Annotated in this window: 20 protein-coding genes; 8 read left to right on the forward strand and 12 right to left on the reverse strand. The window is 60.9% G+C overall.

Annotated elements, in window-relative coordinates; all coding sequences use genetic code 11:
* Positions 1-269: 269 nt before the first annotated feature.
* Positions 270-2,030: a DEAD/DEAH box helicase gene (locus Thiosp_RS04090; RefSeq protein WP_201065609.1), complete on the reverse strand. Its 1,761-nt coding sequence runs from the start codon at positions 2,028-2,030 to the stop codon at positions 270-272.
* A gap of 100 nt (positions 2,031-2,130) precedes the next feature.
* Positions 2,131-3,447, reverse strand: a complete 1,317-nt coding sequence (locus tag Thiosp_RS04095) for an alpha-amylase family glycosyl hydrolase (RefSeq protein WP_201065612.1) — start codon at positions 3,445-3,447, stop codon at positions 2,131-2,133.
* A 311-nt stretch (positions 3,448-3,758) separates the two neighbouring features.
* Between Thiosp_RS04095 and Thiosp_RS04100 the strand changes: the two genes are divergently transcribed.
* Positions 3,759-4,862, forward strand: a complete 1,104-nt coding sequence (locus tag Thiosp_RS04100) for an SAM-dependent methyltransferase (protein ID WP_201065615.1) — start codon at positions 3,759-3,761, stop codon at positions 4,860-4,862.
* Between the two features lie 18 nt (positions 4,863-4,880).
* Here the strand turns inward: Thiosp_RS04100 and Thiosp_RS04105 are convergent, their stop codons facing one another.
* Positions 4,881-7,610, reverse strand: a complete 2,730-nt coding sequence (locus Thiosp_RS04105) for a YncE family protein (protein WP_201065617.1) — start codon at positions 7,608-7,610, stop codon at positions 4,881-4,883.
* A 750-nt stretch (positions 7,611-8,360) separates the two neighbouring features.
* On the opposite strand from Thiosp_RS04105, the gene Thiosp_RS04110 reads away from it, so the two are divergent.
* On the forward strand, positions 8,361-8,888 hold the full coding sequence (locus tag Thiosp_RS04110) for a hypothetical protein (protein WP_201065623.1): 528 nt from the start codon (positions 8,361-8,363) through the stop codon (positions 8,886-8,888).
* Positions 8,889-8,929: 41 nt separating this feature from the next.
* Here the strand turns inward: Thiosp_RS04110 and rimO are convergent, their stop codons facing one another.
* Positions 8,930-10,249: a 30S ribosomal protein S12 methylthiotransferase RimO gene (rimO, locus tag Thiosp_RS04115; protein WP_201065625.1), complete on the reverse strand. Its 1,320-nt coding sequence runs from the start codon at positions 10,247-10,249 to the stop codon at positions 8,930-8,932.
* A gap of 254 nt (positions 10,250-10,503) precedes the next feature.
* Here rimO and ispH point away from each other — a divergent pair, with 254 nt between their 5' ends.
* Positions 10,504-11,454 carry a 4-hydroxy-3-methylbut-2-enyl diphosphate reductase gene (gene ispH, locus Thiosp_RS04120; protein ID WP_201065689.1) on the forward strand — a complete coding sequence of 317 codons (951 nt, stop codon included), beginning with the start codon at positions 10,504-10,506 and terminating at the stop codon, positions 11,452-11,454.
* A 128-nt stretch (positions 11,455-11,582) separates the two neighbouring features.
* Positions 11,583-12,674, forward strand: coding sequence for a glycine oxidase ThiO (gene thiO, locus Thiosp_RS04125; protein ID WP_201065627.1), 1,092 nt, complete (start codon positions 11,583-11,585; stop codon positions 12,672-12,674).
* Positions 12,675-12,698: 24 nt separating this feature from the next.
* On the opposite strand, the gene Thiosp_RS04130 is transcribed toward thiO, so the two are convergent.
* The 5 genes from Thiosp_RS04130 to Thiosp_RS04150 all read right to left on the reverse strand — a co-directional run bounded on the left by Thiosp_RS04130 (position 12,699) and on the right by Thiosp_RS04150 (position 17,824).
* Positions 12,699-13,166, reverse strand: coding sequence for a PAS domain-containing protein (locus Thiosp_RS04130; protein WP_201065628.1), 468 nt, complete (start codon positions 13,164-13,166; stop codon positions 12,699-12,701).
* A 166-nt stretch (positions 13,167-13,332) separates the two neighbouring features.
* Positions 13,333-13,791: an SRPBCC family protein gene (locus Thiosp_RS04135; protein ID WP_201065629.1), complete on the reverse strand. Its 459-nt coding sequence runs from the start codon at positions 13,789-13,791 to the stop codon at positions 13,333-13,335.
* 73 nt (positions 13,792-13,864) lie between these two features.
* Positions 13,865-15,199 (reverse strand): NAD(P)/FAD-dependent oxidoreductase, encoded by a 1,335-nt coding sequence (locus Thiosp_RS04140; RefSeq protein ID WP_201065630.1) that lies wholly within the window; start codon positions 15,197-15,199, stop codon positions 13,865-13,867.
* Positions 15,192-15,818, reverse strand: coding sequence for a c-type cytochrome (locus Thiosp_RS04145; RefSeq protein WP_201065631.1), 627 nt, complete (start codon positions 15,816-15,818; stop codon positions 15,192-15,194). The genes Thiosp_RS04140 and Thiosp_RS04145 overlap by 8 nt, the downstream gene beginning before the upstream one ends.
* Before the next feature lie 14 nt (positions 15,819-15,832).
* Positions 15,833-17,824, reverse strand: coding sequence for a cytochrome b/b6 domain-containing protein (locus tag Thiosp_RS04150; protein WP_201065633.1), 1,992 nt, complete (start codon positions 17,822-17,824; stop codon positions 15,833-15,835).
* 361 nt (positions 17,825-18,185) lie between these two features.
* Between Thiosp_RS04150 and Thiosp_RS04155 the strand changes: the two genes are divergently transcribed.
* The 3 genes from Thiosp_RS04155 (at position 18,186) to Thiosp_RS04165 (ending at position 21,139) form a co-directional block, all read left to right on the forward strand.
* The gene (locus tag Thiosp_RS04155) at positions 18,186-18,764 is read left to right on the forward strand and encodes a DUF302 domain-containing protein (RefSeq protein ID WP_201065635.1); all 579 of its coding nucleotides are present in this window, start codon (positions 18,186-18,188) and stop codon (positions 18,762-18,764) included.
* A 207-nt stretch (positions 18,765-18,971) separates the two neighbouring features.
* On the forward strand, positions 18,972-19,694 hold the full coding sequence (locus Thiosp_RS04160; RefSeq protein ID WP_201065637.1) for a PspA/IM30 family protein: 723 nt from the start codon (positions 18,972-18,974) through the stop codon (positions 19,692-19,694).
* Positions 19,691-21,139 carry a hypothetical protein gene (locus Thiosp_RS04165; RefSeq protein WP_201065639.1) on the forward strand — a complete coding sequence of 483 codons (1,449 nt, stop codon included), beginning with the start codon at positions 19,691-19,693 and terminating at the stop codon, positions 21,137-21,139. The genes Thiosp_RS04160 and Thiosp_RS04165 overlap by 4 nt, the downstream gene beginning before the upstream one ends.
* Positions 21,140-21,321: 182 nt before the next feature.
* Here the strand turns inward: Thiosp_RS04165 and Thiosp_RS04170 are convergent, their stop codons facing one another.
* Together Thiosp_RS04170 and Thiosp_RS04175 are read right to left on the reverse strand one after the other, a co-directional pair.
* Entirely contained in the window at positions 21,322-21,750 is a 429-nt protein-coding gene (locus Thiosp_RS04170; protein ID WP_201065641.1) for a hypothetical protein, read from the reverse strand.
* A 32-nt stretch (positions 21,751-21,782) separates the two neighbouring features.
* The gene (locus Thiosp_RS04175) at positions 21,783-22,163 is read right to left on the reverse strand and encodes a clan AA aspartic protease (RefSeq protein ID WP_201065643.1); all 381 of its coding nucleotides are present in this window, start codon (positions 22,161-22,163) and stop codon (positions 21,783-21,785) included.
* 56 nt (positions 22,164-22,219) lie between these two features.
* Here Thiosp_RS04175 and Thiosp_RS04180 point away from each other — a divergent pair, with 56 nt between their 5' ends.
* Complete coding sequence (locus tag Thiosp_RS04180) at positions 22,220-23,467, forward strand: Bcr/CflA family multidrug efflux MFS transporter (protein WP_242518433.1); 1,248 nt, start codon at positions 22,220-22,222, stop codon at positions 23,465-23,467.
* Between the two features lie 8 nt (positions 23,468-23,475).
* Here Thiosp_RS04180 and Thiosp_RS04185 read toward each other — a convergent pair whose 3' ends face one another.
* Complete coding sequence (locus Thiosp_RS04185; protein ID WP_323696829.1) at positions 23,476-24,750, reverse strand: YbfB/YjiJ family MFS transporter; 1,275 nt, start codon at positions 24,748-24,750, stop codon at positions 23,476-23,478.
* Positions 24,751-24,924: the final 174 nt, after the last annotated feature.

Raw genomic sequence — 24,924 nt, forward strand, 5'->3', positions numbered from 1 at the left:
GCAAGGACGCCGAGTCCCCTAAACTAACCAATTCCATCTGATCTCAGGTTTCACCTTCCAGCCCCCCGGGGGTTCGCCCAACGGGGCTTTTTTGCGTCCATCAGTGAAAGAAGATCTGGGAATCTCTGAATCACGAGTGAAATTCATTATGAGGTTGCCAAGGACGCCGCCAGCAACGCCGTTCTTAAAGACTTCAAGGGCATGATTCAAGGCGATTGAACGGTTCGCTTGACGCCTGCCGGCCCGACTGACGGAACTGGTCGGGTCGGTCAGCGTCCGCGCGGATTGCCGCGAGGCTTTTTCGGGCCTGAGCGCGGGCCGGGTCGTGGGCGGCTTGGGGGCTCATCGGACGGGCGGATGCGCAGGGCTTGGCCGCAGACATAGACTCGCTGCAGGTGCTGGAAGATGTCGTTCGGCATGCCGGGGGGCAGGTCGACGATGGAGTGGTCGTCGCGGATCTCGATGCGGCCGATGCGTCGTCCGTCGAGCCCGGCCTCGTTGGCGATGGCGCCGACGATTTCGCGCGGGCTGGCGCCGTGTGCATGGCCGACTTCGATGCGGTAGCTGGTGAGTTGGTCATCCTGGTCGCGACGCGATGGGCGGTCGCGGCCGCCGCGCGGGCCGTCTCGATCGGGACGGCGGTCGTTCCCGTCCCTGCCACGCGGCGGCGGGCTGAGGCGCTTTTCTTCCACTTCCAGCGGACGCTCGCGCTGCAGCATAAAGCACAGGGCCGCGGAGATGTCCATGAGCTCGAGCTCTTGCTCCTTGCTCAGATTGGCGACCAGGCGGTAGAAAAAGTCCAGGTCCTGCTCGCTCAGTGTTTGGCGCAGGTCCTTGGTGAAGCGCTCAATGCGCGAGGCGCTGAGCGCTTCGGCCGAGGGCGGGTCCATGGCCGGGATGTTGCGGCGGATGGTGCGCTCGATGGCGCGCAGCAGGCTGCGCTCGCGTGGCTCGATCAGCAGGATGGCACGGCCGGTGCGCCCGGCGCGGCCGGTGCGGCCGATGCGATGCACATAGGAGGCTGGATCAGTCGGGATGTCGTAGTTGATCACATGGCTCAGGCGTTCGACGTCGAGTCCGCGAGCGGCCACGTCGGTGGCAATCAGGATGTCGAGCTGGCCGTCCTTCAGCCTTCCGATGGTGCGCTCGCGCATTTCTTGGTTCATGTCACCGTTGAGCGCCTCGGCGGCGAACCCGTGCGCTTTCAGCTTGTCGGCCAGCTCGGTGGTGGCGTTCTTGGTGCGCACGAAGATGGCCATGCCGTCAAAGTTTTCCATCTCGAGCAGGCGCGTCAGGGCATCGAGCTTGTGACCGCGCGCGACCATGCAGTGGTGCTGGTCGATGGTGTCGACCGTCTCGGCTGATGCGCGCACCCGGACTTCGATCGGGTCTTTAAGGCGCAGACGGGCGACGCGCTTGATGGCCTCCGGCATGGTGGCCGAGAACAAAGCGATCTGCAGTTGGTCCGGGCAGTGCTCGAAGATCCAGTCAATATCCTCGGCGAAGCCCATGTTGAGCATTTCGTCGGCTTCGTCGAGCACCATGGCCTGCAGACCGTCGAGCGACAGATTGCCGCGGCGCATGTGGTCCATGACCCGCCCCGGGGTGCCGACGATGACCTGCGGGCGCCGCTTGAGCTGGCGAATCTGCAGACTGGAGCTCTGTCCGCCGTAGATGGGCAGGATGTGGAACTGGCTGAGCTGTGCGGCATAGTCCTGAAAGGCTTCGGCCACCTGCAAGGCCAGCTCGCGGGTTGGGGTCAGAACCAGCAGTTGCGGCAGGTTCAGGTCCGGGCGCATGCGGCACAGCAGGGGCAGCGCGAAGGCGGCGGTCTTGCCGGTGCCGGTCTGTGCCTGTCCGAGCAGATCGCGCCCGCCGAGCAGGTGCGGAATGCACTGCGACTGAATGGGTGTGGGGGTCTCGTAGCCGAGGTTGGCAACGGCGCGGAAGATGGGCTCGCACAGGCCGAGATCGGCAAAGCTGAGCGTTGGCTCTTCGCTGGCGGGGTCCTTGGGGGCGTTTTGGTCCATGGGCTTTCAGGGGTTAATGATGGAGGCTCAATGAGCAGGGCTGTCGGTTGGTGTAAAGCGAATGATCCGGCGCTGTCAACCCCGCCGGCTGGGAGTGAACTCAGGCACCGCCCGCGGGGCTTGCCGCGGGTGTGGCCTTGTCCTGCCTCGCGATGGCCTCGGTTGTCAGCACGCGCGCCATGCCTGGGCCGAGGTCGAACTCGAAGGGCGTGGGCAAATAATCCATGGGCCAGTCCGGGGATAGATCATAAAGTGGCGGCGGGCTGTCGATGAGTGCATAGAGGTCGTCGAGACGCAGGTGCTGGTTGTGGTGCGAGTCCTTGTTCAGGATCAGCAGCGCCTCCGCTCGGCCTTTCGCGGCCTTCTTGTGCAGGATCAGAATGGCCTCGTTGGGGTGGGGCCGCTGCGCGATGGGACCCTCGCCGCTGAAGACCGTACTTGCTTTCTTGATGCCATTGATCTCGGTGATGAAGTCAGTCAGGTCGATGTTCGCCGGCTCCCAGTCTTGCAGGCGGGTGTTGACCACATGCAGGCGTTTGCGAAAGCCGTACTCGAAGCCCATCGGCATCATCACATGGCTTGAGAAGAGCGCGGTGAACAGATAAAGCTGGCGCATGGCATTGACATTGCCGTGGGTCTCGCTGAACAGCCGCTCGGTATCGTGGCTTTCGGGAAAGCCGATGGAGCCCAGCATGGAACGAGTGAGCGCGTACTGGGTCATCAGCCAGGGGCTGGAGAAATCCCACCATTTGGCGCTGTTGTAGATGGCATCGAAGCCGGCCGCCGCCGTGGACTTGGTTTGCTTGGGCGTGCAGCCCAGAGTCTCGGCGACAAAGACCAGGTCGGGATGCTTGGCGCGGCAGCGACTGATCAGGCTCTTCCAGAACTCAGCGGGCAATTGATAGGCCGCGTCGCAGCGAAAGCCGCGGAAGCCGAGCTCAACCAGATGCTCGACCACGCGGACGAAATAATCCTGCATGCCGGCCTTGTCGGGCGACTTGCGATGATCGAACTGGGCCAGATCGCGCCAGATGACCTTGCTACCGTCAGGCTCGAGGCAGAAGGGATTGGCCGGTTTGCCGCGCTTCATCACGAACCAGTCCGGGTGCTCCTTGACCAGGGGGCTGTCGACGGCGCAGTGGTTGATGACCAGGTCGGTCATCATGCCAAGCCCGAGTTTCTCCGCGCTGGCGCAGGCGGCGCGCAGTTGTTTCTCGCCGGGACCGCCTTTAGGATCGACCAGCGCTGAGTTGATGCCGAAGTAATCGCGGATGGAATACAGGCTGCCGGACTCGCCGGGCGGCTGCACCGGATTGACGAAAATCCAGTCGAAGCCCATGCCAGCGGCGCGCGCGAAGTGCTGGTTCCAGCCGGGAAAAGGTCCGGCGAGCAAGGGGAACAGGTTGTAGATGATCATTGGCGCTTGAGGCTCCGGTAACCGCGTGTTGCGGTTGGGGTGGCGGCGATGGTGCCGGCTTGGGGTAAGCTGTGGTCGAGTTGGCACTCTAGCGAAGCGCTGGCGTTGCCGCAATGGCATTACGCGGTCTTGCGAATGCTGCGATGGAAACCGATCTTTGTGCGGACGCTGTCAACTCTGGCTGTGAGAGCCCGAAACAAGATTGGATCTGTGCGCTTTTCCCCATTCGCGGTCAGCGCGAGCCAAAATGTGCCGGCCAGTTGTCCCAAATCTGATGTTCCAACCAGACATTTCAATCGGAAAATTTACCCATGATTAGCGCTCTCGACAACGCGATTGCTGCCATTATCTCCGCCGGTATTGCCGTGGCCGAGCGCGGCTGGCTGCCCGATGCCCTGCTGCGCGCCGGTATTCGCTCGCGGCTGCGCGACACTCTCAGGGAACTGCCACTCAAGGATTGCGAAGCCGCCGTCAGATCGGAACAGGCGTTCCTTGAGATGATGCGCGACTCGCCCGTCGCCGCGCTGCCCGAGCGCGCCAACGAGCAGCATTATGAGGTTCCGGCAGACTTCTACCAGCTCGTGTTGGGCCCGCGCCGCAAGTATAGCGCCTGCTGCTGGCCGGCGGGCGTCGACTCGCTGAAACAGGCCGAGGAGGCGTCGCTCGAGGTCACGGCCGAGCGTGCCGGCATTGGCGACGGTCAGCGGGTGCTGGAGCTCGGCTGCGGTTGGGGCTCCTTCAGCCTGTGGGCAGCCGAGCGCTTCCCTGGTAGTGAGTTCGTCGCGGTGTCCAACTCCCATTCCCAGAAAGCCTTCATCGATGCCCAGGCGGCGAGTCTGGGGCTTGAGAATCTGCGGGTGCTGACGGCCGACATGAACGACTTTCAGGCGCCGGGGGCCTTTGATCGCATCGTCTCAATCGAGATGTTCGAGCACATGCGCAACTGGTTCAAGCTGTTCGATCGTCTGCACGACTGGCTGAACCCCGGCGGGCGTTTCTTCATGCACATCTTTTGTCACCGCGCCCATCCTTATCCCTACGAGGAGAGTGGCGGCGATGACTGGATGACGCGCTTTTTCTTCGCCGGCGGCATCATGCCCCACGATGCGCTGCCGCTGCATTTTCAGTCCCGCTTGCACCTGGTTAACCGCTGGCGCTGGGACGGTCGCCACTATGAGCGCACGCTCAATGCCTGGCTGGAACGCATGGATGCCAACAAAGCACGGGTCTTGCCGATCCTCGAGCAAGCCTATGGTAGCGACCCCAGCGCCGGTGACCCTGCCCGTGCCGCGGCCCTGTGGTGGATGCGCTGGCGGCTTTTCCTTATGGCATGCGCCGAGCTGTTTGGCTTTCGCGACGGGCAGGAATGGTGGGTTGGGCATTATTTGTTCGAGCGCCCGCGTGCCGAAAGCTAGCCCGAGCATAGCTGCCACTTAGGGCACGCTCTCCGGATTGCTTGGATTCGAGCCTGCATCGAGTTCGTCGCCATCGTAAAAACCGTCCTCGTCTCGGTCGAGTGCCATTCGCTCGCCCGAGCCGGGTGGGACACATGTGAAGGTTATTACATTGCCTGGAGGAGCAGTGAGCCTCAATAGTCGGGACATTGTGAGCGGTGGTTCATGAAGCCTGTCGCTATAAAATAGGCTGTCATCCCGCATGAGCAGTCCTCGCGACTGCCCGCCAATGGTACCTTTCGCAATCAGCTCGCATTCGCCGGCAAGAGATCTTGTCTGCAGTAGTCGTAAACGTCTAGTCCTCTCGGACATTGGAGCTTCTGAATTCCACTTAAAGGTCATCTGCTGGCCAACGATGGGAAAGAGATTGCTGTCAGAAGCCAGGACGAACGAGCTAACCTCTCTGCGTTCGCGCTCCGCGACTAAGGGGTTATTAGAGAATACCCCCACGAAGCTGCGGTGAAAATTCGGTAACGTATCGCGTGCGCCGTCGTGAGTATAGCCAAATCCACGCACCACCCCTCCTACATTCGGGGCATCGGCAAGATCGTCGCTCACGCCGCCTCCGTTAAAGCCAACCTTGGTGTACATGTTGCGAAGATGAGGCACCTTGATTGCCTGTTCCTGTGGTGTATCCCGAACAGTGTTTCCACCCAGGCCATTTGTTCCGAAAAACCCCTCACTGCGGTCGAAAACGTGGCAGTCGTTGCACACGAGTCCATTAACGTCGGGGCGTTCGAAGAAGATCTCCGCTCCGGCAGCTTCGTCTTCCGTTAGGCTGTTGTCTAATGCGCGCACTGGATTGGGTGGGTAGCTTATTTCAAGAGCGAAGTTAGTAAACGCCAGCATCTCTTCATCGCTCAGCGGTTCGGTTCGCCCGAGCAGATGTTTGAAAGCCCCGTTAAACGCCATGAACGCCGCTTCCTCGTCCATCGGGTCGCCACCGGTGCTACTACCACCGGTGCGGTCACCTCTCCAGTGCATGGGACCTTGCCCAGCCATTCCCCGCAGGCTTTGGGTGGTCATGGGGCCTTTCATCGGGTGGAAGTCTGTGGCAGGTGGGTTACCAACGTTCACGGGATTGGGGTTTTCCTCGACTTCCCCATCAGGATTGCCCAGATCCCACCCCAAATGATCCGTGTCACCAAAAATGTGGCAGCCAGCACAGGAAGAGTCCCCGCGGCTAGAGGTATAGGAGGCATCGTATAGGAATGGGCGCCCTTTGACGACTTCAGGGGGCTCTGGGTTAAACATCGCTACGCTACCGACCTCAACACCGGGGCTGGTGGAAAGGTCGACAATCGCGATAGCATTGTTGAAACGGGTGAGTACATAAAGCCTTTTTCGAAGCTCGTCCAACGCGATGCCACTGGGGCCACCCCCGCTTAGCAGTATCTGTTTCTCTGCGCTGGGCAGGAAGGTGTCAGCTTCAAGCGCTTCAGCATCGTAGACAGCAATTTTGCTGGAACCAAAGGCTGCCAAATATAAGGTCGCTCCATCATTGCTGAGGACCATCTGGGTGGGGGTAGCGACGCTGATTGCATTTTCTTGGGGAGTACCGGGAAACGTTTCGTAGTTGATGTGCTTGTTCAAATGTCGGGTTTTCACAGTGCTTCCCTGAATGACGGAAATCCGGTTTTCGATGAAGTGACCGCGTACCGTGCTACCACCTCCACCAGGTCCTTCGAAGCGAATATGATTTCTCGCTTCGATGTTAGAGACGTAAATGGCACCAGTTGCAGGATTCGTCACCATATTGAACAGTGTCGTTCCCACTCCTCTCACCCGACTGTTGTCGAGTTCCACCGGCGGATCGGCCATGGCGTCGATCGCGAAGACGTCAAAGTCGGGTAAGCTCATCCGCACGTTGTCACTCCACACCTTGCCGCCAGCATCCACCCAATCGGTTCCGTTGTATTTGATGATCTGACCAACATCGGGTGCTGGTACATCGTCAACATTCATCAGTGGGGGCGGCATGCGTCCATCTACGGTGTCGGCACCGACTACTGAAGTCTGATTGCCAGAGTGGAGTATGCCTGCGTAAACGACGCTGCCCTCTGCATTGGTCGCTAGGGGGCGAGGTGTATCGCCAAACAGTGTGACGATGTCCGGCTTCTCCTGCGGATTCTTTGCATCAATCACCCAAACATCGGCTCTGCCTTCGATATCAAGCGGCTTGTATTCGAGAGGAGAATTTTGCCCCCGATGGGCAGTCGTAACGAATGCCTTTCCGTTGTTTGGCCCAGCAAACACGATATCCCGAGGCTCGTCGCCGACATGAACCGTTTCGATCACGACCGCCTGGACTGGCTGGGGGGCTCCGACGGGGGGGAACCACACAATACTCACACTATCGGACAGATGATTCACGACCCATGCTTGATTGTCGGAAAATGCAGCAACTGCCACTGGCTCCATGCCAACGGGCACCGAGTAAGCATGCTCGAGCCCTTCGGCGGTTATGTCGTAAATCTCCAGACGGTTATCAGGGGTATTGGTGACCAACAGCCGCTGACCATTCGGAGTCAGGACGATAGGCCGCGCCTGCCCCGATTCGAACGTCACAAAACTCTCAGCATGGATCGAGCCAGCGCACAGGCCGAGGGAAATAAGGAGAAAAAACTGGATAAAAAGACCGGGAAGCCCTTGCTGAACGGGAGCCAGCGATGGGAGTGGTTTTATCAAATTACGAGTTGTCGACTTCATTTTGGGTTTCGCTCATACCTAGCTGATAATCGTTGGAAAAGTCCTCGGACTGGCGGCTTTCAGAAATGCAAGCAGCTGGCGGATAAGGAACTAAAAATTTGGCGATGATCGATATCAATCTTAACCCCGGTGGCTTGCGCAGGTCAGGCGAATCGTTTCTAAGGTTGTTGAGCAAGAGCCGGCGCCGATTCGGTTTCTGACTGACCTTAACGTTACCGGGATTTCCTCGGCCACGAGGGCCTCCGCGGCATCAATGATGTCTTGCGGTTGAACGCTTATAGCAAGTCCTCGCGCGGGAATCTTCAAAATCCATAGCGGGATTGTCGTCGAAAAAGGCTGAAAAGCGGGAAATCTTACACGAAAAATGGCGTCTGCTGATATGTGTGGCGCGAACTTGCGCAACCACGCGAGTTTCTCCTTGCTAGCCCGAGGGTCACGAACCCAGGTAAAGTGCCCGGTTAAACTGGCAGTCATAAGATACTCCCGTGGTTATTTCTCGATAGACTGTCGCAACTTTATCGATATTTGAACTTTTATTCCGCTCGCCCTGCGCCAGCGCACCGAAAGCTAGCCCGAAGTGCAAACACCCGGCTATAGTAAGGGTGACGAATGTCGGGAGCCACTCGGCAGGCCATCACAAGTGGTCAGTAGAGCACGAGATGTGACAAATTGGCAGTATTGCCATAACACAAGAGCCAAAATTCCAGATGGTTTTGGTGAACTGGATTAGCGATGAAGGGGGAACCAGCGATGAAGGCTCTGAGGATCATTTTCGGTTGTGCGCTGCTGGCAATAGCCGGTTGCTCGTCATCGCCCAAGAACATCGACTACGACCTGGTAACGACTGACATCAAGCCCTTCGAATACGGCGAGGTGCTTTGCCACGGCGTGTCAATGGATGTGCGACATACCTGTGTCACCTTGGCAATGCAGCACTATCGTGAGCGGGTGCGCATGGAAAGTCCCCCTGCGGAGGCTACGCAAGGGCCTTTCGCAATGGTTTTCGCCGATGGTGATTTCTATACCGGGCGCTATACCTCGGACCCTTTCGCCGCGGCCTTTAACGTGCGCAACGCGGGCGGTGAGCGGTGCCGCGGCCGCTACAATGCCTTCCACGGCGATAAGGACCCCATTTTCAAAATCCGCTGCGATGGCGGGGTGAGCGGGCAGGGCAATATCATTCTCGATCTCGGTGGGCGCAACGGGCTTGGCGAGTTCAAGCTCGACGATGGTCGCTACGGCCGCATCGCCTTCGGCTATGCGGCAGTGGATGCCTGATCGGCGCAGCTGCGCTCACCTTATCGGCGCAGCCGCGCTTGCTAAGGCCTATAGTCCGTCGGTTCGCCGATCAAATCATGCTCGGTGCTGTCGGTGATGCGCACCATGATGAAATCACCCGGCTCGACCTCCCAGGCGCCGGGGATGATCACCTCGCCGTCGATCTCCGGAGCGTCGGCATGGCTGCGGGCGATACAGCGGTTGGGCTCGATGCGGTCGATCATCACGATCATGTCCTGGTCTACCCGGCCTCGCAGTTTGGCGCGGCTGATCACGGCCTGGTGGGCCATGAAGCGCTCGAGCCGTTCCTGCTTGACCTCATCTGCAACCGCATCAGGCAGCGCGTTGGCCGCGGCTCCGGTCACCGGCGAGTAAGCGAAGCAGCCGACCCGGTCGAGTTGGGCTTCGCTCATAAACGCGAGGAGCTGCGCGAAATCCTCCTCCGTCTCGCCAGGAAAGCCGACGATAAAGGTGCTGCGGATCGCAAGCGTCGGGCACTGCTCGCGCCATTGGGTCAAGCGCTCCAACATGCGTTCGGTGGCGGCCGGGCGGCGCATGGCGCGCAGAACAGCAAGGCTTGCATGCTGTAGCGGCATGTCCAGATACGGCAGAATCAGCTCCTGCGCCATCAGCGGAATGAGCTGGTCGACCGAGGGGTAAGGGTAGACATAGTGCAGGCGCACCCAGGGGGCGATCTCGCCGAACACCTGGGCGAGGGAGGTCAGATCGGTGCGCAACGGGCGCCCGCGCCAGAAGTCCAGCTTGTGGTTCAGGTCGCGCCCATAGGCGCTGGTGTCCTGGGAGATGACCAGCAGCTCGCGCACGCCGTGATCGACCAGTCGCTGGGCCTCTTCAAGCACCTCTCCGATGGGCCGGCTGCGCAGGGGGCCGCGCAGGCTGGGGATCACGCAGAAGCTGCATCTGTGATCGCAGCCCTCGGCGATCTTGATGTAAGCCGTATGCGCGGGGGTCAGTTTAACGCCCTGGGGCGGGATCAACCGGTCGAAGGGATGATCCGGCGGCGGCAGGTGCTGGTGCACGGCGGCCATGACCGCGTCATCCTGCTCCGGACCGGTGATGGCGAGCAGGTCAGGATAGGCGTCGCGAATCACGGCTTCCCGGGCACCCAGGCAGCCGGTGACGATCACCCGACCGCAGGCGGCCATGGCCTCGCCGATGGTCTCGAGCGATTCGCTGACCGCGTCCTCGATGAAGCCGCAGGTGTTGATGACCACCAAATTGGCTGCCTCGTAGCTCGGTGCCATCTGGTAGCCGTCGGCGCGCAGCCGGGTGAGCAGGCGCTCGGAGTCAACCGTGGCTTTGGGACACCCCAGGCTGATAAACCCGACACTTGGAATCATGACACGCATCCGTAACGGCAAGGTGAAGAAGCGACGCTGAAACTATAGCGTTTCTGTCGGATTTTATCTTGATGGGCGACGGATTTCCGGTAGGATTAGCGCATCGCAATCGCGGGTCCCGCCCTGGCGCAAGCGCGGGTTTGGACCTGGCCCGTAGCCCGCGCCCGCTCAAGAATCGACATCGCACAGACATGACCACCGTATTTTCCGCCCAATCCTCTCCCGACGCGACTTCCAATGCTGCCCCGCCTGCCATGGACGTTTTGCTCGCCAATCCGCGCGGCTTTTGTGCCGGTGTCGATCGCGCCATCGCGATTGTCGAACGGGTGCTGGAGCAGCACGGCGCGCCCCTGTATGTGCGCCACGAGGTGGTCCATAACCGCTACATTGTCGAATCCCTGAAAGCGCGCGGAGTGATCTTTATTGAGGATGTCGCCGAGGTGCCTGAAGGTGCGGTCTGCGTCTTCAGCGCCCATGGGGTGTCGCTGGATGTTCGCCGCCAGGCCGAGGAACGCAACCTGCAGCTGTATGACGCGACCTGCCCGCTGGTGACCAAAGTGCATCTGGAGGTGGCACGGCACTGCCGGGACGGCGCCGATGTGGTGCTGATCGGCCATCGCGGACACCCGGAGGTGGAAGGCACCATGGGACAATGCCCCGGCGGCGAGGGACCGGGTGGCGAGGGACAGGTCCACCTGATCGAATCGGTCGCCGATATCCCGGAGCTTGCGGTGCGCGATCCGAATAACGTCTGCTATGTGACCCAGACTACCCTCTCGGTCGATGACAGTCGCGCGATGATCGATGCGCTCAAAGCCCGATTTCCGGCGCTGAAGGGGCCGAAAAAAAGCGATATCTGCTACGCCACCCAAAACCGCCAGGATGCGGTGCGCAAGCTGGCGGCGGATGCGGATCTGATGCTGGTGGTCGGCTCGGTAACCAGCTCTAACTCCAACCGCCTGCGCGAGCTGGCCGAAAAACAGGGCATCGCGGCTTATCTGATCGATGGCGCCGATGAGATCGACCCGCAATGGCTGGCCGGCAAACCACGGGTAGCGGTGACCGCCGGCGCCTCGGCACCGGAGCTGCTGGTGCAACAAGTGATTGAGCGCCTGCGCGAGCTCGGTGCGGCGCAGGTGCAGGAGTGCGACGGCGTTGCCGAAGAGGTTGTCTTTGCGTTGCCCAAATCCCTAATGACTGAATGATGGCCGAATGATGGCCGAATCCCCTGTGACGGAATCGAACAATAGACCCATATCCGGGCCTCCAGCCTGAGCAACTAGCGCTGCCGGTGGCGGCCTGAGATGCGACGCCCAAGCGAGCGAAACAGACTATGAGCGATTATCTAATTGTCGGCGGCGGCGTGATCGGCTTGATGACCGCCTATGAATTGGCCAAGACTGAAGCCTCGGTAACCCTGATCGAGATGCGCGATACCGGGCGTCAGTCCTCCTGGGCCGGCGGCGGCATCCTCTCGCCGCTCTATCCCTGGCACTATCCGGCCTCGGTCAATGCGCTCGCGTTCTGGAGTCAGGCCTACTATCCGCAGTTCATCCAGGAGCTGCTGGATAAAACAGGTGTCGATCCGGAATATCGCGCCTCCGGGTTGATGATTCTGGATGCCGCGGAACGCGATCTCGGCCTGGCCTGGGGCGAACGCCACAGCATTCCAGTCGAGTTGCTGGACCGCGCCGGTGTTGCGGCCCAGGAGCCCAATCTGGAACTTGAGCTGGATAATGCGCTCTGGCTGCCGAGCATCGCCCAGGTGCGCAATCCGCGCTTGACGCGTTCTCTGCGCGCGGCTATCGACAAGAAGGTGAAGATTCGCGAGAACGAGGAAGTCATCGACCTGCGCATTCAAAACGGGCGGGTCGAGGGTGTGCGCACCACGGCCGGACAGGTGGCGGCTGATCGCGTCGTGGTTTGCGCCGGCGCCTGGACCGCGCAACTGCTCGAGCACATCGGCCAAGCCCCGAATATTCGCCCGGTCCGCGGGCAGATGATGCTGTTCTTTGCCAAGCCGGATCAGATCCGGCACGTCACCCTCTACCGCGAGCGCTACATCATCCCGCGGCAGGACGGCCGCGTGCTGATCGGCAGCACGCTTGCGGAAGAAGCCGGTTTCAACAAGAGCACCACCAGCCAGGCCAAGGAGGAGCTCTACCGCTTTGCTGTCGAGCTCTACCCGCTGCTAAAACGCGCCCCGATCGAAGACCACTGGGCCGGCCTGCGCCCCGGCTCGCCCAAAGGTGTGCCCTACATCGGTGCCTACCCGGGAGTCGAGGGCCTGTTCGTCAATGCCGGCCACTTCAGCACTGGCCTGGTCACAGGCCCGGCCTCGGCGCGTCTGATCAGCGATCTCATGCTTGAGCGCTCGCCCATTGTGTCGCCCGAGCCTTATGCGCTCGAGACCGAGCGCGACTGAAGCCCGATCTTTACAGCGCCTGGGTCAGTCATCGTCTGGCGGCGTGCCGGCTTTCGTCAGCAGGGCATTAAGCCGCGCCAGTTCCTCCTTGGCCTTGACCTGTTCAGTCACGTCGTACTGAATGCCAAGATAGTAGATCAGCTTATCTTCGCGATCGAACAGCGGGCGGATGGTGAACTGGTTGTAGAACAGGGAGCCGTCCTTGCGATAATTGCGCAAAGTGATAGTGACCGACTTCTGCTCCTCGAGCGCCTCGCGGATGCGCCCAAGCTCTGGCTGGTCGTGGTCCTCGCCCTGCAGAAAGCGGCAGTTGCGACCGAGAATCTCGTTGCGGTCATAGCCGGTGATCAGCTCGAATGCCTCATTGGCGTAGACGATGGGATTGTCCGGCTGGTCGGGGTCGGACAATGTGACCCCGTTGACGACCGTATCCAAAATCTGTGACAGCACAAAGGGGATGAGCCCCGGGTCTTTGTCGGCGGTGAATTCCATGGTCGGCTCCTGAGCATTGGGGCTTGCGCCTGAGTAGCGTCATCTTGTCTTGACGGGGTTATCGCCATCACACATTGGTTTTTCGGTTTCGGGCCGAATTTCCACCTGATTTTGATTAAGCCGCAGCCACAAGATGGCTCTGTGTCTGTTTAGTCGGGCACGGGCTTCAGTCCGCGGCCTCGCTTGCGAGCTCGCGCTCTGCGAGAGTCTTGATATTGCGCACCACCCGCTCGGCTCCATCCTGAATGGCGACGCGAATCAGTTTTTCGAACGGGCGCATGTAAAGCTCCAAGCGCCGCAGCTCGAATCCGAACTCCAGCCGAGTCTGCTCACCCGCGGGCTCCAGCCAATAGCCGGTCCGGAACAGATCCGTGCTTTCGGCAAACTCCAGCCGCTGGGGGCTATCCAGTGCGGTGACCGCAAAACTGTTCTCGCTGCGTCGCCCCTGATCGACCCGCACCTGGCGCATGCGACTGCCAACGCCAATCGGGCCAGGCGTCAGTGGCTCGAGTTGTTTGACCTCTGGCGACCAGCGCGCATAGTTTTCGACGAAATTATCGGCGACAAAGCCAAACACCTGCTCCGGTCGCCGTTCGATCACAATGTTCGCTCTGGCTTTCACCATGATGCTGTCCTCGCGGTTAATCCTCTTGCCCGAGGGTGGTTAGGTATCAAGCTCCGAGAAATGATCAGAATGCCTATTCCATCATGTCATTGATGACGTTCTTGAACCAGCTATGGGCGTAGCTGACCTCGCGCTTGCGGATCTCCGGGCTGGCGTTGGCCGGTGAGACGCCGCCAGAGCCGGGGATGGGCTCAATGGTGTTGGTGTCGCTGTCGAGGCTATAAACGGCGGCAACCGAGATACCGAAGTCTTCGCCGACGACGCTGTAGCAGGTGTTGACGAAGGTGGGGTCGCCCGGCTCCTTGTCCTGAAAGCGGGCGATAATGGCCGCCGCGGCGACCTTGGCCTGCGAGTTAGCGGCATAGGCGGACTTGGGCATTTTCGAGGCACTGGAAGCGTCGCCCAGCACATAGATGCCGGGGTGGCGGCTCGATTCGAAGGTGAGTTTGTCCACTGGGCACCAGTCTCCATCCACCAGGTCGGCGGCGAAGGCAATTTCCCCCGCTTTTTGCGGCGGGATGATGTTGACCACATCGCCTTGAAATTCCTCGACCAGGCCGATCAGGGTGCGCGTTTGCGGATCGAGTTCTTCCACCGCACCTCCCGCGGCCGCGCTGATCCATTGAATCATGCTGTTGTCGGTGCCGTAGCCGTAGAGCTTGGTCCAGCCCTCGATGTACAGCCCCTGCTTGGAGAAGGCGTCCTTGGCGTCGAGGATGGTGATCTTGGCCTTCGGCTTGTGATGCTGGCAGTACATCGCGATTTGCGAGGCACGCTCATAGGGGCCGGGCGGACATTTGAAGGGGTTGGGCGGGGCGACGATGATCACATGCCCACCCTCGGGCATGGAGGTGAGCTGGTTGCGCAGCAGTTGGGTTTGCGGGCCGGCGAACCAGGCATGGGGGATACTTTCGTTGGCGATCTCTTCGTTGTAGCCGGCGATGGCACCCCATTTGAAGCCGACGCCGGGGGAGACCACGCAAGCGTCATAGTCGAAGCGGTTGCCGCTCTTGGTTGTCACCTGTCGGGTGTCCGGGTCGATCCCGACGACCCAGTCCTGCACCACGTCGACACCATAGCCGCGCAGGCCGTCATAGCCGAAGGTCAGCGATTGCAGCGTGCGCTCGCCACTGAGCACCTCGTTGCTCATGAAGCAGGAGGTGTAGTCCGCTTCCGGCTCGATCAGGGTCACGTTCAGACTCGGATCGAGCTTGCGCAGGTACTTGGCCGCGGTGCAGCCACCCACGCCACCGCCGACGACCACGACCCGGCGCACGGCCCCCAGGACAAGGGATGGAAAGCCCAGGGTGCCTGCGATGGTGCCCCCCAGTGTGCCACCTAGTGTGCTAAGCGTGGCGGTCGCACCGCCGGCGATGCCCAGAAAGGTTCTGCGTTTCATCTCAGTCATGATTCGGCTCCTCGGCATCGATGTCGGACTGGCTCGCGTAGTAATTGAGCAGCGCCGGGATAGCCTCGTCCCCAGCTTCGTCAATCGCGGCGTCGACTTTGCGCTTCATCTTGCGCGGCCATTTCCGTTTGCCGTCGATGAAGTCCTCCATGGTGAAGTGCAGATAGGGCATCCATTGCCCGGCAAGGGTGCCGGCATCACCGGGGCGGCCGCCGTTCTCGTGGCATTTCTCGCAGTACTCATCGTGCAGTTGCGCGCCCTGCTCGGCCAGCGCGGCGTCGTAGTCTTGTGGGAAGACCTGCAAGCGCTGACTGGCGAAGAACCAGCCCATGTCCTTGAGCTGCTCGTCGCTGTAAGCCTTGGCGATGCGGTTCATGATGCTGGGGTTGCGCTTGTCCTCCCGGTAGGCCGTCATGGCGTCGACAAAGACTTCAGGGTCCATCCCGGCGATGGCGGGCATGGATGGCCCGACACTGGAACCATCGGTGCCGTGACAGCCGGCGCAGGTGAAGGCCATAGCCTGTCCGGATGGCCCGGCCGCGCCGGTCGCCGGCAGGGCGACGAGCGCGGCGAGCAGCAGGTTGCGAAGGTGCTTCGGCGTGTTTTTGTAGTTTTTCATCGTCTCAATCCCCCTCAGTTTGGCGCGGTGACCAGGCCGATCAGCACCAGGGTGAGCAAGGCCAGGCCAGCCATAATCAGCACCGTGGTGATGAACGAGGCCGCCAGCGAGGCGCGGCGCGACGGACGCTGAACCAGATGTTTCTCGAGTTCGCCGCTGGCCACCAGCCGGTCGTATTCGAGTCGATGGTCGTGCTTGAACTCATCGATGGGGATCACGCCGGTGAAGATGGCAGTGCTCATCGGGAAGCGCTCGGGGCGGAAATGCACGTTAAAGAAGTGCACCGAGTTCAGGAAGATAGCCGCCAGGAGCGCCTCTTCGGCATGCACCAGATTGGCGATATTGAAGGTCCAGCCCGGCAGGATCAGGGACGTCTTATCCGGCATGAACAGGATCAGGCCCGAAGTGCCGATGACTGTGGCGCCCCAGAAGGGTGCCCAGTAGTCGAACTTCTGCCAGTAGGTCCAGTGGCTGAACTCGGGACGCGGTCCGCGGCCGAGGAACCACTTGAACATGTCTTTCAGGTCCTGCCAGTCCTTCCAGTTCGGCAACAGGGAGGTGCTGCCGAACCACTTGAAGGTCTTGCGATTGCGCCAGATATTGCTGGTCGCAATCGAGAGGTGGACGAAGAAGATCCCCAGCCAGATGGTGGCAGCCGTGCGGTGGATGATGCCCTCCATGCGGATGCCGCCGATGAAGCCCACCACTGCCTTGGCCCAGGCGGTATGGGAGAACAGCAGCGTGGTGCCGGTCAGGATCAGTGTCATGGTGGCGACGGCGAACAAGAAATGAATCCAGCGCCAGACGACCGGGAAGCGGCGGAAGTAAACCACGTCAGGCGTGCTCAGGTCTTCAATGAAGCCCTTGCCCTGGATGCGTTCCATGACCTCGCGGTAGAGCCACAGGATCACGTGGACCCAGAAGAAGCCCATGACCGCGAAGATCAGGGTGTCCATAAAGACCTTGAAGCCCCACAGGCCCGGGTAATTCTCGCGGTCGTGGGCGTCGCCATGGGGCCAAAAGCTGAGGAAGTTCTCGTTGGCGTCCTCATGGCACTGGCGGCAGTTCTCCAGGCGATTGTTGGCGTGGATTTCCGACGTCGGGTCATCCTCGCTCTTGACCAAATGCCCGCCATGGCAGTCATGGCACTTGGCCGCTGCGGTGTAACCCAGGCGGTGGACCTGGCCGTGGTAGGACGCAAAATAGGTGCGTTGGGCCTCCTCGTGACAGTTGCCGCAGTTCTCGGTGATCTGCAATTTGGCCTTGTCCGTCTCGGGGGAGGCAATCTCGTGGGTGGTATGGCAATCGGAGCAAACCGCCGCCTCGCTGTCGCCTTCCTCCATCACCGCCTTGCCGTGATCTGAGGTGCGATAGTCTGCGAGTTCCTGTTCATGACAGGCACCGCAGATTTCGGGGTTTTTCAGCCGGTGCTCGGCGCGCTGGATGCTGCCAAGTTCGCCGATGTTGTGCCCGTCGTGGCAGTCGTAGCAGGTGGCGTTGGTGCGCGACTGGTCCAGTTCACTGGGCTTGGCGTGGACCGAGTGCATGAAGTTGTCGATTTGCTCGTTGACAACCTCAAGGCGCGCGTACTTGCCGTCGGGATCATCCTTGTGCGCTTCCCATGTCTCGCGGTGGCACTCGATGCAGCCGACAATGACGGACGGCGCCTTGCGATGCGGGACCCGATCGATGGTGACGTGGCAACTGGTGCACTTCTGCCCGCCATGAACGCTGGCCTTGATCTGCCCGCTGTCGACCAATATCTCCACTGGTGAGCCGTCGTCGCGCACATCCATCGGATGCTGCTCATCGCCGTGGCAGGTCAGGCAACGCTCGTTGGGGATGATGCGCTTGCCGGTCTCAGGATCGAAGTGGTCGATCATGAGCTCCGTCGTGGCCCCTGGGGCAGGGTCCGTCGTCGTGCTATAGGCGACGGGATGGATGATAAGACCGAGCAGCGCCAGCCATAGGCAGGCCACTCGTTTGGTCTCGATGCGGCTTGGCATCGCAACTCCTCCTAAGATTTGTGCTCCCCGTCACCCCGCGGAATGACTCCCACGAGACTCAAGGAAGTCCCAGCGTTTTTTCTGGTTGATAATTATCGTTTCCACCTTGGCGAGGTGACTTTAGCACTTCTCACAAGGGATAGGGAATGCAAACGACGGCCGCCTTGGTCGCTGTTTTGCAAGAAGGGCAAGTCAAGGAGCCTGACGTGCCGGGGTGGTTGCTAGACAGCGAGTGAGAGGGCGGCGTTTCGCCGCTGCTGCCGAAGGCGCGAGTCGCCGCGCGCTGAGATCTATCGACAAATGCTTTAAGATCGTCAATCAAAGAACCACACGCGGCGCCCGCTGCTCTTGGAGGATATGGATGAAAATTATTCGCAATCTGCTCGCCATCATCGGTCTTGTCTCGGTGCTTGCACTTGGCTACGGCTATGTCCGCTTTAGTTCGGCTGTGGCCGGTTTTGACCCCGAGTTCAGTCGCTTCTATGGTGAGCTTGCTCAGCGCCTGCTTGAAACCGGTGATCCCGGAGTCGCCATGATGTGGTCGGTTCCGGTCGAGGACGGACTGACTGCCGAGGACGTGATTGAGTCGATGAAAAGCATCGCAATCTCTAAAAACTTGCTTTTTGTCGGCGAATCGCCCTTCTACAAGCAGATTGAGGCCATCACTGGCGAGGAGTATCGCTACGTTAACTTTCTCTCCTTCTGCGATGCGCGCGTCGGGCGCATGATGCTGGAGTATCGCAACGAATACAGCGGTTTTATGCCGTGCCGGATTGCGTTGGTGGAAGACGCTGAAGGCAATTTGAAGCTCTACAGCATGAATCTCGACTTGATGATCTACGGTGGAACGGAGCTGCCGCCGGATCTGAAAGAATCAGCGATTCAGGTGCGCAATACGCTTCGTGCCATCATGGAAGGTGGAGCCGCTGGCGAATTTTGACTTGCGCGGCGGGCGCTGATGCGCATTGTACAAATTTTGTATGGCAAGCCGTCATAAATTGTCTTTTCGCTCGCTGAGGTTTTGCGGCAGGGCGCTCTGAGGTGGACGGTAAGTTATTGACAAAAAGAGGGAATCAGCGCTAACAGGAAACTGGCACGCTTACTGACATGCATGAAATGCCATTCGCAATTCATCGAGGAGCATGTCATGTCATTGATCAAACGTTTCACTGTCGCCGTCTCGACTCGGCTCGATCGGCTGGTCGGGGATCTGGAAAACCATGATGCCGTGGTTGAAGTCGGCATCCGCGAAAGCCGGCGGCTCTATGCACAAGCCAAGGTGCGTTATCAGCGCTTGCAGCGCGACGGCGAGGCGCTGCGCCGTCAGCTCGAGGAGCGGCGCACCGACGAGCGCAACTGGCGCGAGCGTGCGCTATCTTGCGAACCCAATGCCGCCGGCGAGGAGAAAGCCCTGCAGTGCCTGAAGCGCGCGCGTCAAGCAGCGCGCGAGGCGGCATCGCTGGAGCAGGCCTGGCAGCAGCATCAATCGGTCGAGCGACGGCTGGCAGCGGACATCGACGCCCTGCGCGAGCGGGTCGCTCAGCTCGCCCATCGGCGCTCGCTGATGCGCAGTCGCGAGGCGACCGCGGACGCCGCGGTGCGGGTGCGCGAGGCCGAGTGCGATCCGCAACTGGATTTGGATGAGACCTTCGAGCGTTGGGAGATTCGCCTGACCGAGGCGGAAATGGCTGCAGATCAGTCGGCCCAATTGAATGCTGTGGGGCTGCATGCGGTGGGGAGTGACCCTTTTGAAGAGGAATTCCTGGTCGCCGAAGAGCGCGCTGCCTTGCACGCGGAGCTTACCGCGCTGCGCCGTGGTCATGCCGATGCCAATGCAGCGGCGGCCGCGCCTGCGGGAGGTGTGCAATGAGCGCCTTCGCCGTGACTCGCAATGAAGCCCTTTGTCTGGATGCCGATGCCCTGGACATTGCTGAGGAGGAGGCGGTCAATCGCGCAGCGACATCCGCACCCGCTCAGTCATGGTCGGCTACCGCGCCCGGCGCAGTCTCCGGTGGTGCCGCGCCGATGCGCTCCCCGCGCCTGACCTTGTCCCTGTTGCTGCGCAGTCTTGGTGGACTGGTCATCGTCGCCGCCTTCGTGCTTTACCTGTTCGAGGGCTGGCGCGACAGCGATGATCTGAGCCGCAGCCTGCTGCTGCTCGGCCATACCCTGGCGCTGACCCTGGCCGGACTGGCCAGCGGCCACTGGCTGCGTGAGAACAAAGGGGCACGCCTGTTCATCGCCCTGGCGTTGGCCGCTGTGCCGGTGAATTTCGCCTTTCTCGGCGGCTTGACCTATCCCTTCCTGAGCTGGGATGCCCCGGCCGGCATGGCTGCTGCCGCGTCCATCTGGACCCAGTCCCAAGGCCATCTCGCGATGGGACCGGCGCTGCTGCTGAGCGGTGCCAGTCTGCTGGTGCTCGTGCTGTCGGTGTGGCTGGGCTTTCGCGTCATGGCAAGGGACTCGGTTGCGGGCTTGAGCGGGCTTTATCTGTTGAGCAATGCCGCCCTGCTGATACCGACCCGCAGTGATGCCATGATCTCCGCCTTGTTGGTCGGGCTGGCATTGACCTTGGGGCTGCTCGGCTTGCAGTTGCGCCGGCGCGATCCGGCCCTGGCAACCGCCGAGGGCCGCTTTGCGCGCGCGGTGCTGTTGCTGCCCTTGCTGATTCTCGGCGGGCGCAGCCTGTGGCTCTATGCGCCGGACACGCTCTTTGTCACCACCCTGAGCCTGCTCGGCTACCTGGCGCTGCGCTTCTTGCTGGTGAGCATGGCACCCGGCAGCGCCTGGCGTGGCCTGGTGGAGGCGCTGGCGGTGGCGATGGCCGTGATGGTCACCGCGCTGGCGGGCGCTTCCCTGCTGCCGGCCTGGTCGCTGGCCGAGGTCGTTTACCTGCCCCTGAGTGCCGCCATCCTTGGTGCCCTGCTGCTCGACCTCTCGCGCCTGACCGGATCGCGCAGCTGCGGCTACCAGAGCACTGCGGTTATGCTCATGAGCTTAAGCCTTCTGCTCGATCTGGGTATCCATGGTGGCTTTGGCCTGGCCCTGGTAGCCTTGCTCGCGGGCGTGGCCGCGCTCGGCTTCGGTTATGTCATCAAGGGCCGCCTGCTGTTCGCTACCGGCCTGATCACCGCGCTGGCGGCACTGGCTACGCTGGCGACTGAAGCGCTCGAGCACTTCAGCCTCGGCGGCTGGAGTGCCCTGGTGCTGCTCGGCATCGCTATCATCATCGCCGGCTCTGCGCTTGAGCGGCATGGTGAGCGGCTCAAGACCGGGCTGTCGGGGTGGCGTGCCCATTTCGCTGACGCCGATTGAGCACAGCTTAAAAGTACCCGCGTGTTGCGCTGCCGCCGCGCCAGGCGGCAGCGCTTAAATTTTTCCGCTCAATAAATAATGTCCAAATCCCGCTTGAGCGCCGCCGAGCGCGGTTTCGCGCGCGGGCTCGATCAGACCTTCATCGCCACCAATCTGTCGGAGCTGTCCGAGAGCCTAGGTGGCTACTCCAAGAACATCGCCGCGCTTTGCAATGCTTGCTCAGGTGTGCCGTAGAAACCGCCGTGAGTGAAGACACTTGGCTGATATTTGTCGTGGCTATAAGAATAAAAGTCCAAGGTCCAGTTGTTCTCGTCACCTTTGTATCTCAATCGGCATAATTTTATCGGTGCGTTTCTTAACCGCTCAATGCGGTCTTCGCGTGTTTCATTGAATAGCGCTGGATCAAAATCTTCTGGCACGAAAGGTTCCTGGTAGGCATCGATATAACAAAAGTAGCCTCGGAAACGCACGTCAATGCGCGTGAACTTTCCAGCGTAATTCGTATTGGCGTAGCATTCAATGCGGTCCTTGATCTTTTCTTTTATTCTATCAGGAATTTTTACTCCACCGGAATGAGGGTCTTTAACCCACATTTTTGTTGTCGATGCCATGATTCTTACCTTCTTTTGACGCGACGGATCAGCTACTTCACCCGAGCATGAGGAATATTTGGGCTTGCCGGATCAACAGTGATCTCCCTTTTGGCAGGATTCACCACGAGATCCATATCCTCCATGGGAACAGCGCCAAGTAATACTTCATCGCCCAACACCAAGGCGCCGACGTAACAGAAGCGCTGACCAAAGGCCACTTTGATTGGGCCGACGTAAGGGACATTTTGTTTGCGTCCATCAGCAACAGTCACCTCGCGAACCGATTCTTGGTCGAGTTCGAGTTGCAGTGCAACATGTTCGGGGATGCACAACATTAATGCACCTGTATCGGCTAGCGCCTTGACATTCATGGGGCCAAGCTCGGGTTTACGAGGATTGCTGAGTTCCAGGTTTGTGAATACATGCCCCATGTGAAACGCCTATGATGTTTCAGGTATGCGCAAGTGTAACAGAGGATTTCGCCGACATGCGCCCAACCCGTTCGCCCGGCCCAACCCAGCCAAACGGAGATAACCTGATCATCCGCGCGTCCCTGCATCCACTCTTGCTGATCACCCTCGGGGCGCTGGCCGCCCTGACGCCGTTCGCCATCGATCTCTACCTGCCCAGTTTGCCAGCGCTTGCGCGCGATCTGGGTAGCGACATCCGGCACGCGCAACTCAGCGTCACCCTGTATCTGGGGTTTTTCGCCAGCGCTCAGCTGCTGCTCGGGCCCTTGTCAGATGTGCGCGGGCGCCGACCGCTGACAGGCGGCGGGCTAGCGCTTTTCGCCCTCGGCGTCCTGGGCTGCGCGCTGGCTCCGTCGATGACCTGGCTGCTGGTGAGCCGGAGTCTCCAGGCAGTCGGCGGCGCGGCCATTGCCGTGACCATCCCGGCACTGGTGCGCGATCGCTTCGCGCGCGACGATTACGCGCGGGTGATGACGCTGGTGATGCTGGTCATGGGGTTGGCACCCCTGATCGCCCCGAGCCTCGGCAGTCTGGTGCTGTTGGTCGGTTCCTGGCGCTGGGTGTTCGCTACCTTGCTTGGCATCACACTGGTCACGGCACTGCTGTTTTTGCGTGTGGTGCCGGAAACCCTGCCGCCGGCGCGGCGCCAGCTACGGTTCTTAGATCCGCTGCGTCAGTATGGGCGCATCCTGCGCCATCGCCGGGCGCTGGCCTATCTGGGCACGGCATCGGCGAGCTTTGCCGGACTTATGGGCTTTGTCGTCGGCTCGCCCTACGTCTACATCGAGCTCCACGGCATCTCGCCGCAGGTCTTCGGCCCGCTGTTCGGAGCCAATGTCGCTCTGGCGCTGGTGGTGTCCGTGCTAAATGCGCGGCTGATTCCGCGCTTTGGTGCCGAGCGGCTGCTGCAAATCGGGCTTGGCGTGCAGGCGCTTGCCGCGCTCTTGATGCTGGTGCTGACTCAGGTACCCAACCCGACCCTGTGGCTGATCGCACCCCTGACGGGAGCCTATCTGGGCATGACGGCGCTGGTGATGGGCAATGCCATGGCCGGCTTTATGGCTGACTTTCCCGATCTGGCCGGCACCGCCTCAGCTTTCGGGGGCGCGGTCCGCTTCGGTGCAGGTGCGCTCAGCGGTTCGCTGATCAGCCTCCTGCACGATGGCAGCGCGACGCCGTTATTGGTCGGCATGGGCCTGAGCGGCCTGATGAGCGGCAGTTGCTATCTGCTGGGTGCGCGCGTGCGGGAGACGGGGCCCGAGTGATCGGTCGGTTAAACGCGCCCGGCTGAGGATTGGCGGTCGGTTTCCGTTTGTGGCAAGAGCCGCATGATGACCAGGCAGCCGAAGCCCAGCGCCATGATGATGGCAACCATGATTAGGGAAAGGTCGAAGTGTCCGCTTAACTCGGCGAGTTCACCCGCCACCACTGGGGCGATGATCTGCGCGATTCCGTAGCCCAGCGTCAGGCGGGCCATGATGGCAGCCGGGTGGGTGGGGTAGCGCACGCCGACCATGGTCAGCACCAGGGAGACAATGCCGATGAACGTCAGCCCGAACAGCAGGGCGCTCGCCACTGCGGCGGCCAGGGTATTACTGAACACTGGCAGCAGGATGCCAACTATCTGCAAACCGTAGCCCCACTGTAACGCGCTCAGGTAACCGACGCGGCGGGCGAGACGGTCCCAGAGCAGTGGAGCCGGCGCTGCGGCCAAGCCGACAAGCATCCACATGGCACCGCCTTGCCCCGCGAGCGCCGGCTGTTGTTCGGTGATCAATACTGTGAAGGTGGCGTTGACCACATAACCAAAGCCGGCACAGAGGTAGGCGCCTTGAAGCAGCCATAACCAGATCGGGCCGGGTTCCGTCGCCGCTGCGGTATGCTGGGCTGACAAGGGCGTGCCGTGGTTTGGGCGCGGCAACCAAATCCAGGCAGGAAGCAGCAGCACGGCGCCAAGCGCTGTCAGCAGCCACCATTGACCGCGCCAGTCAATGAACGGCGCCACCAGTTCCACGGCGAGGGCGCCAATCAGAATCCCCAGGCCAATGCCGCTGAAATGCAAGCCGAGCTCGCCACGGTGATCGTGACGAATAAGCCAGTTCAGAATGAGACCCGAGCCCAGCATGAGCCCTCCCGCCGTGGCAAGCCCGGCGAGGTAGCGGCTGATTCCCCACAGCCAGGGGGCATCATCCAGCGCCATCAGTGCTGTGGTCAAAACGGCCAGGACCAAGGCGATTCGATACAGCCGGTCCTTTAGCATCAGATCCCGCAGCCGCGTCACCAAAAGCAGGCCAGACAGGTAGCCGAGATAGTTCCAACCGGCCAGCCACCCGGCTAAGGCGTCGCTCAGCCCGGTCTGTGCCTGCATGTAAGCGATCATGGGCGTATAGGCAAAGCGTGCCACCCCCATGGTCAGCACCAGACCGGCGATGCCCGAGACCAGAACCAGCAGACGTTGGGTTTGCATGCGCAGTGAGTAATCCTTGCCAGTTATCGACGGAACCCAGGCTGGCAGTCGCATCATCATGCGACGATTGGCCTGTGTCACCGCATTATGCGCGATAGGGCGTCCCTCTTGGCTGTTCGATTTGGAACGAGCCGACCGCGAAGGGCCGATTGCGACCATCGAGGGCCGCTTCGCGCGCGCCGTGCTCTTGCCGGCTCCTGCTTCCTCTTCGCCAGCGAGTTGCGTACACTGTCACCTAGGGTCGCGGCTCGGTTT

This window comes from Thiorhodovibrio litoralis (genome assembly GCF_033954455.1).
Lineage (GTDB): Bacteria > Pseudomonadota > Gammaproteobacteria > Chromatiales > Chromatiaceae > Thiorhodovibrio > Thiorhodovibrio litoralis.

Bases quoted from the DNA above. Each gene is read 5' to 3' on its own strand.
- Thiosp_RS04150 (WP_201065633.1), bottom strand. From the start codon at position 17,824: ATGCCAAGCCGCATCGAGACCAAACGAGTGGCCTGCCTATGGCTGGCG.
- Thiosp_RS04095 (WP_201065612.1), bottom strand. From the start codon at position 3,447: ATGATCATCTACAACCTGTTCCCCTTGCTCGCCGGACCTTTTCCCGGC.
- ispH (WP_201065689.1), top strand. From the start codon at position 10,504: ATGGACGTTTTGCTCGCCAATCCGCGCGGCTTTTGTGCCGGTGTCGAT.
- Thiosp_RS04090 (WP_201065609.1), bottom strand. From the start codon at position 2,030: ATGGACCAAAACGCCCCCAAGGACCCCGCCAGCGAAGAGCCAACGCTC.
- Thiosp_RS04105 (WP_201065617.1), bottom strand. From the start codon at position 7,610: ATGAAGTCGACAACTCGTAATTTGATAAAACCACTCCCATCGCTGGCT.
- Thiosp_RS04170 (WP_201065641.1), bottom strand. From the start codon at position 21,750: ATGGCATCGACAACAAAAATGTGGGTTAAAGACCCTCATTCCGGTGGA.
- Thiosp_RS04160 (WP_201065637.1), top strand. From the start codon at position 18,972: ATGTCATTGATCAAACGTTTCACTGTCGCCGTCTCGACTCGGCTCGAT.
- Thiosp_RS04110 (WP_201065623.1), top strand. From the start codon at position 8,361: ATGAAGGCTCTGAGGATCATTTTCGGTTGTGCGCTGCTGGCAATAGCC.
- Thiosp_RS04155 (WP_201065635.1), top strand. From the start codon at position 18,186: ATGAAAATTATTCGCAATCTGCTCGCCATCATCGGTCTTGTCTCGGTG.
- Thiosp_RS04175 (WP_201065643.1), bottom strand. From the start codon at position 22,163: ATGGGGCATGTATTCACAAACCTGGAACTCAGCAATCCTCGTAAACCC.
- Thiosp_RS04140 (WP_201065630.1), bottom strand. From the start codon at position 15,199: ATGACTGAGATGAAACGCAGAACCTTTCTGGGCATCGCCGGCGGTGCG.
- Thiosp_RS04135 (WP_201065629.1), bottom strand. From the start codon at position 13,791: ATGGTGAAAGCCAGAGCGAACATTGTGATCGAACGGCGACCGGAGCAG.
- Thiosp_RS04130 (WP_201065628.1), bottom strand. From the start codon at position 13,166: ATGGAATTCACCGCCGACAAAGACCCGGGGCTCATCCCCTTTGTGCTG.
- Thiosp_RS04145 (WP_201065631.1), bottom strand. From the start codon at position 15,818: ATGAAAAACTACAAAAACACGCCGAAGCACCTTCGCAACCTGCTGCTC.
- Thiosp_RS04100 (WP_201065615.1), top strand. From the start codon at position 3,759: ATGATTAGCGCTCTCGACAACGCGATTGCTGCCATTATCTCCGCCGGT.
- thiO (WP_201065627.1), top strand. From the start codon at position 11,583: ATGAGCGATTATCTAATTGTCGGCGGCGGCGTGATCGGCTTGATGACC.
- Thiosp_RS04165 (WP_201065639.1), top strand. From the start codon at position 19,691: ATGAGCGCCTTCGCCGTGACTCGCAATGAAGCCCTTTGTCTGGATGCC.
- Thiosp_RS04180 (WP_242518433.1), top strand. From the start codon at position 22,220: ATGCGCCCAACCCGTTCGCCCGGCCCAACCCAGCCAAACGGAGATAAC.
- rimO (WP_201065625.1), bottom strand. From the start codon at position 10,249: ATGATTCCAAGTGTCGGGTTTATCAGCCTGGGGTGTCCCAAAGCCACG.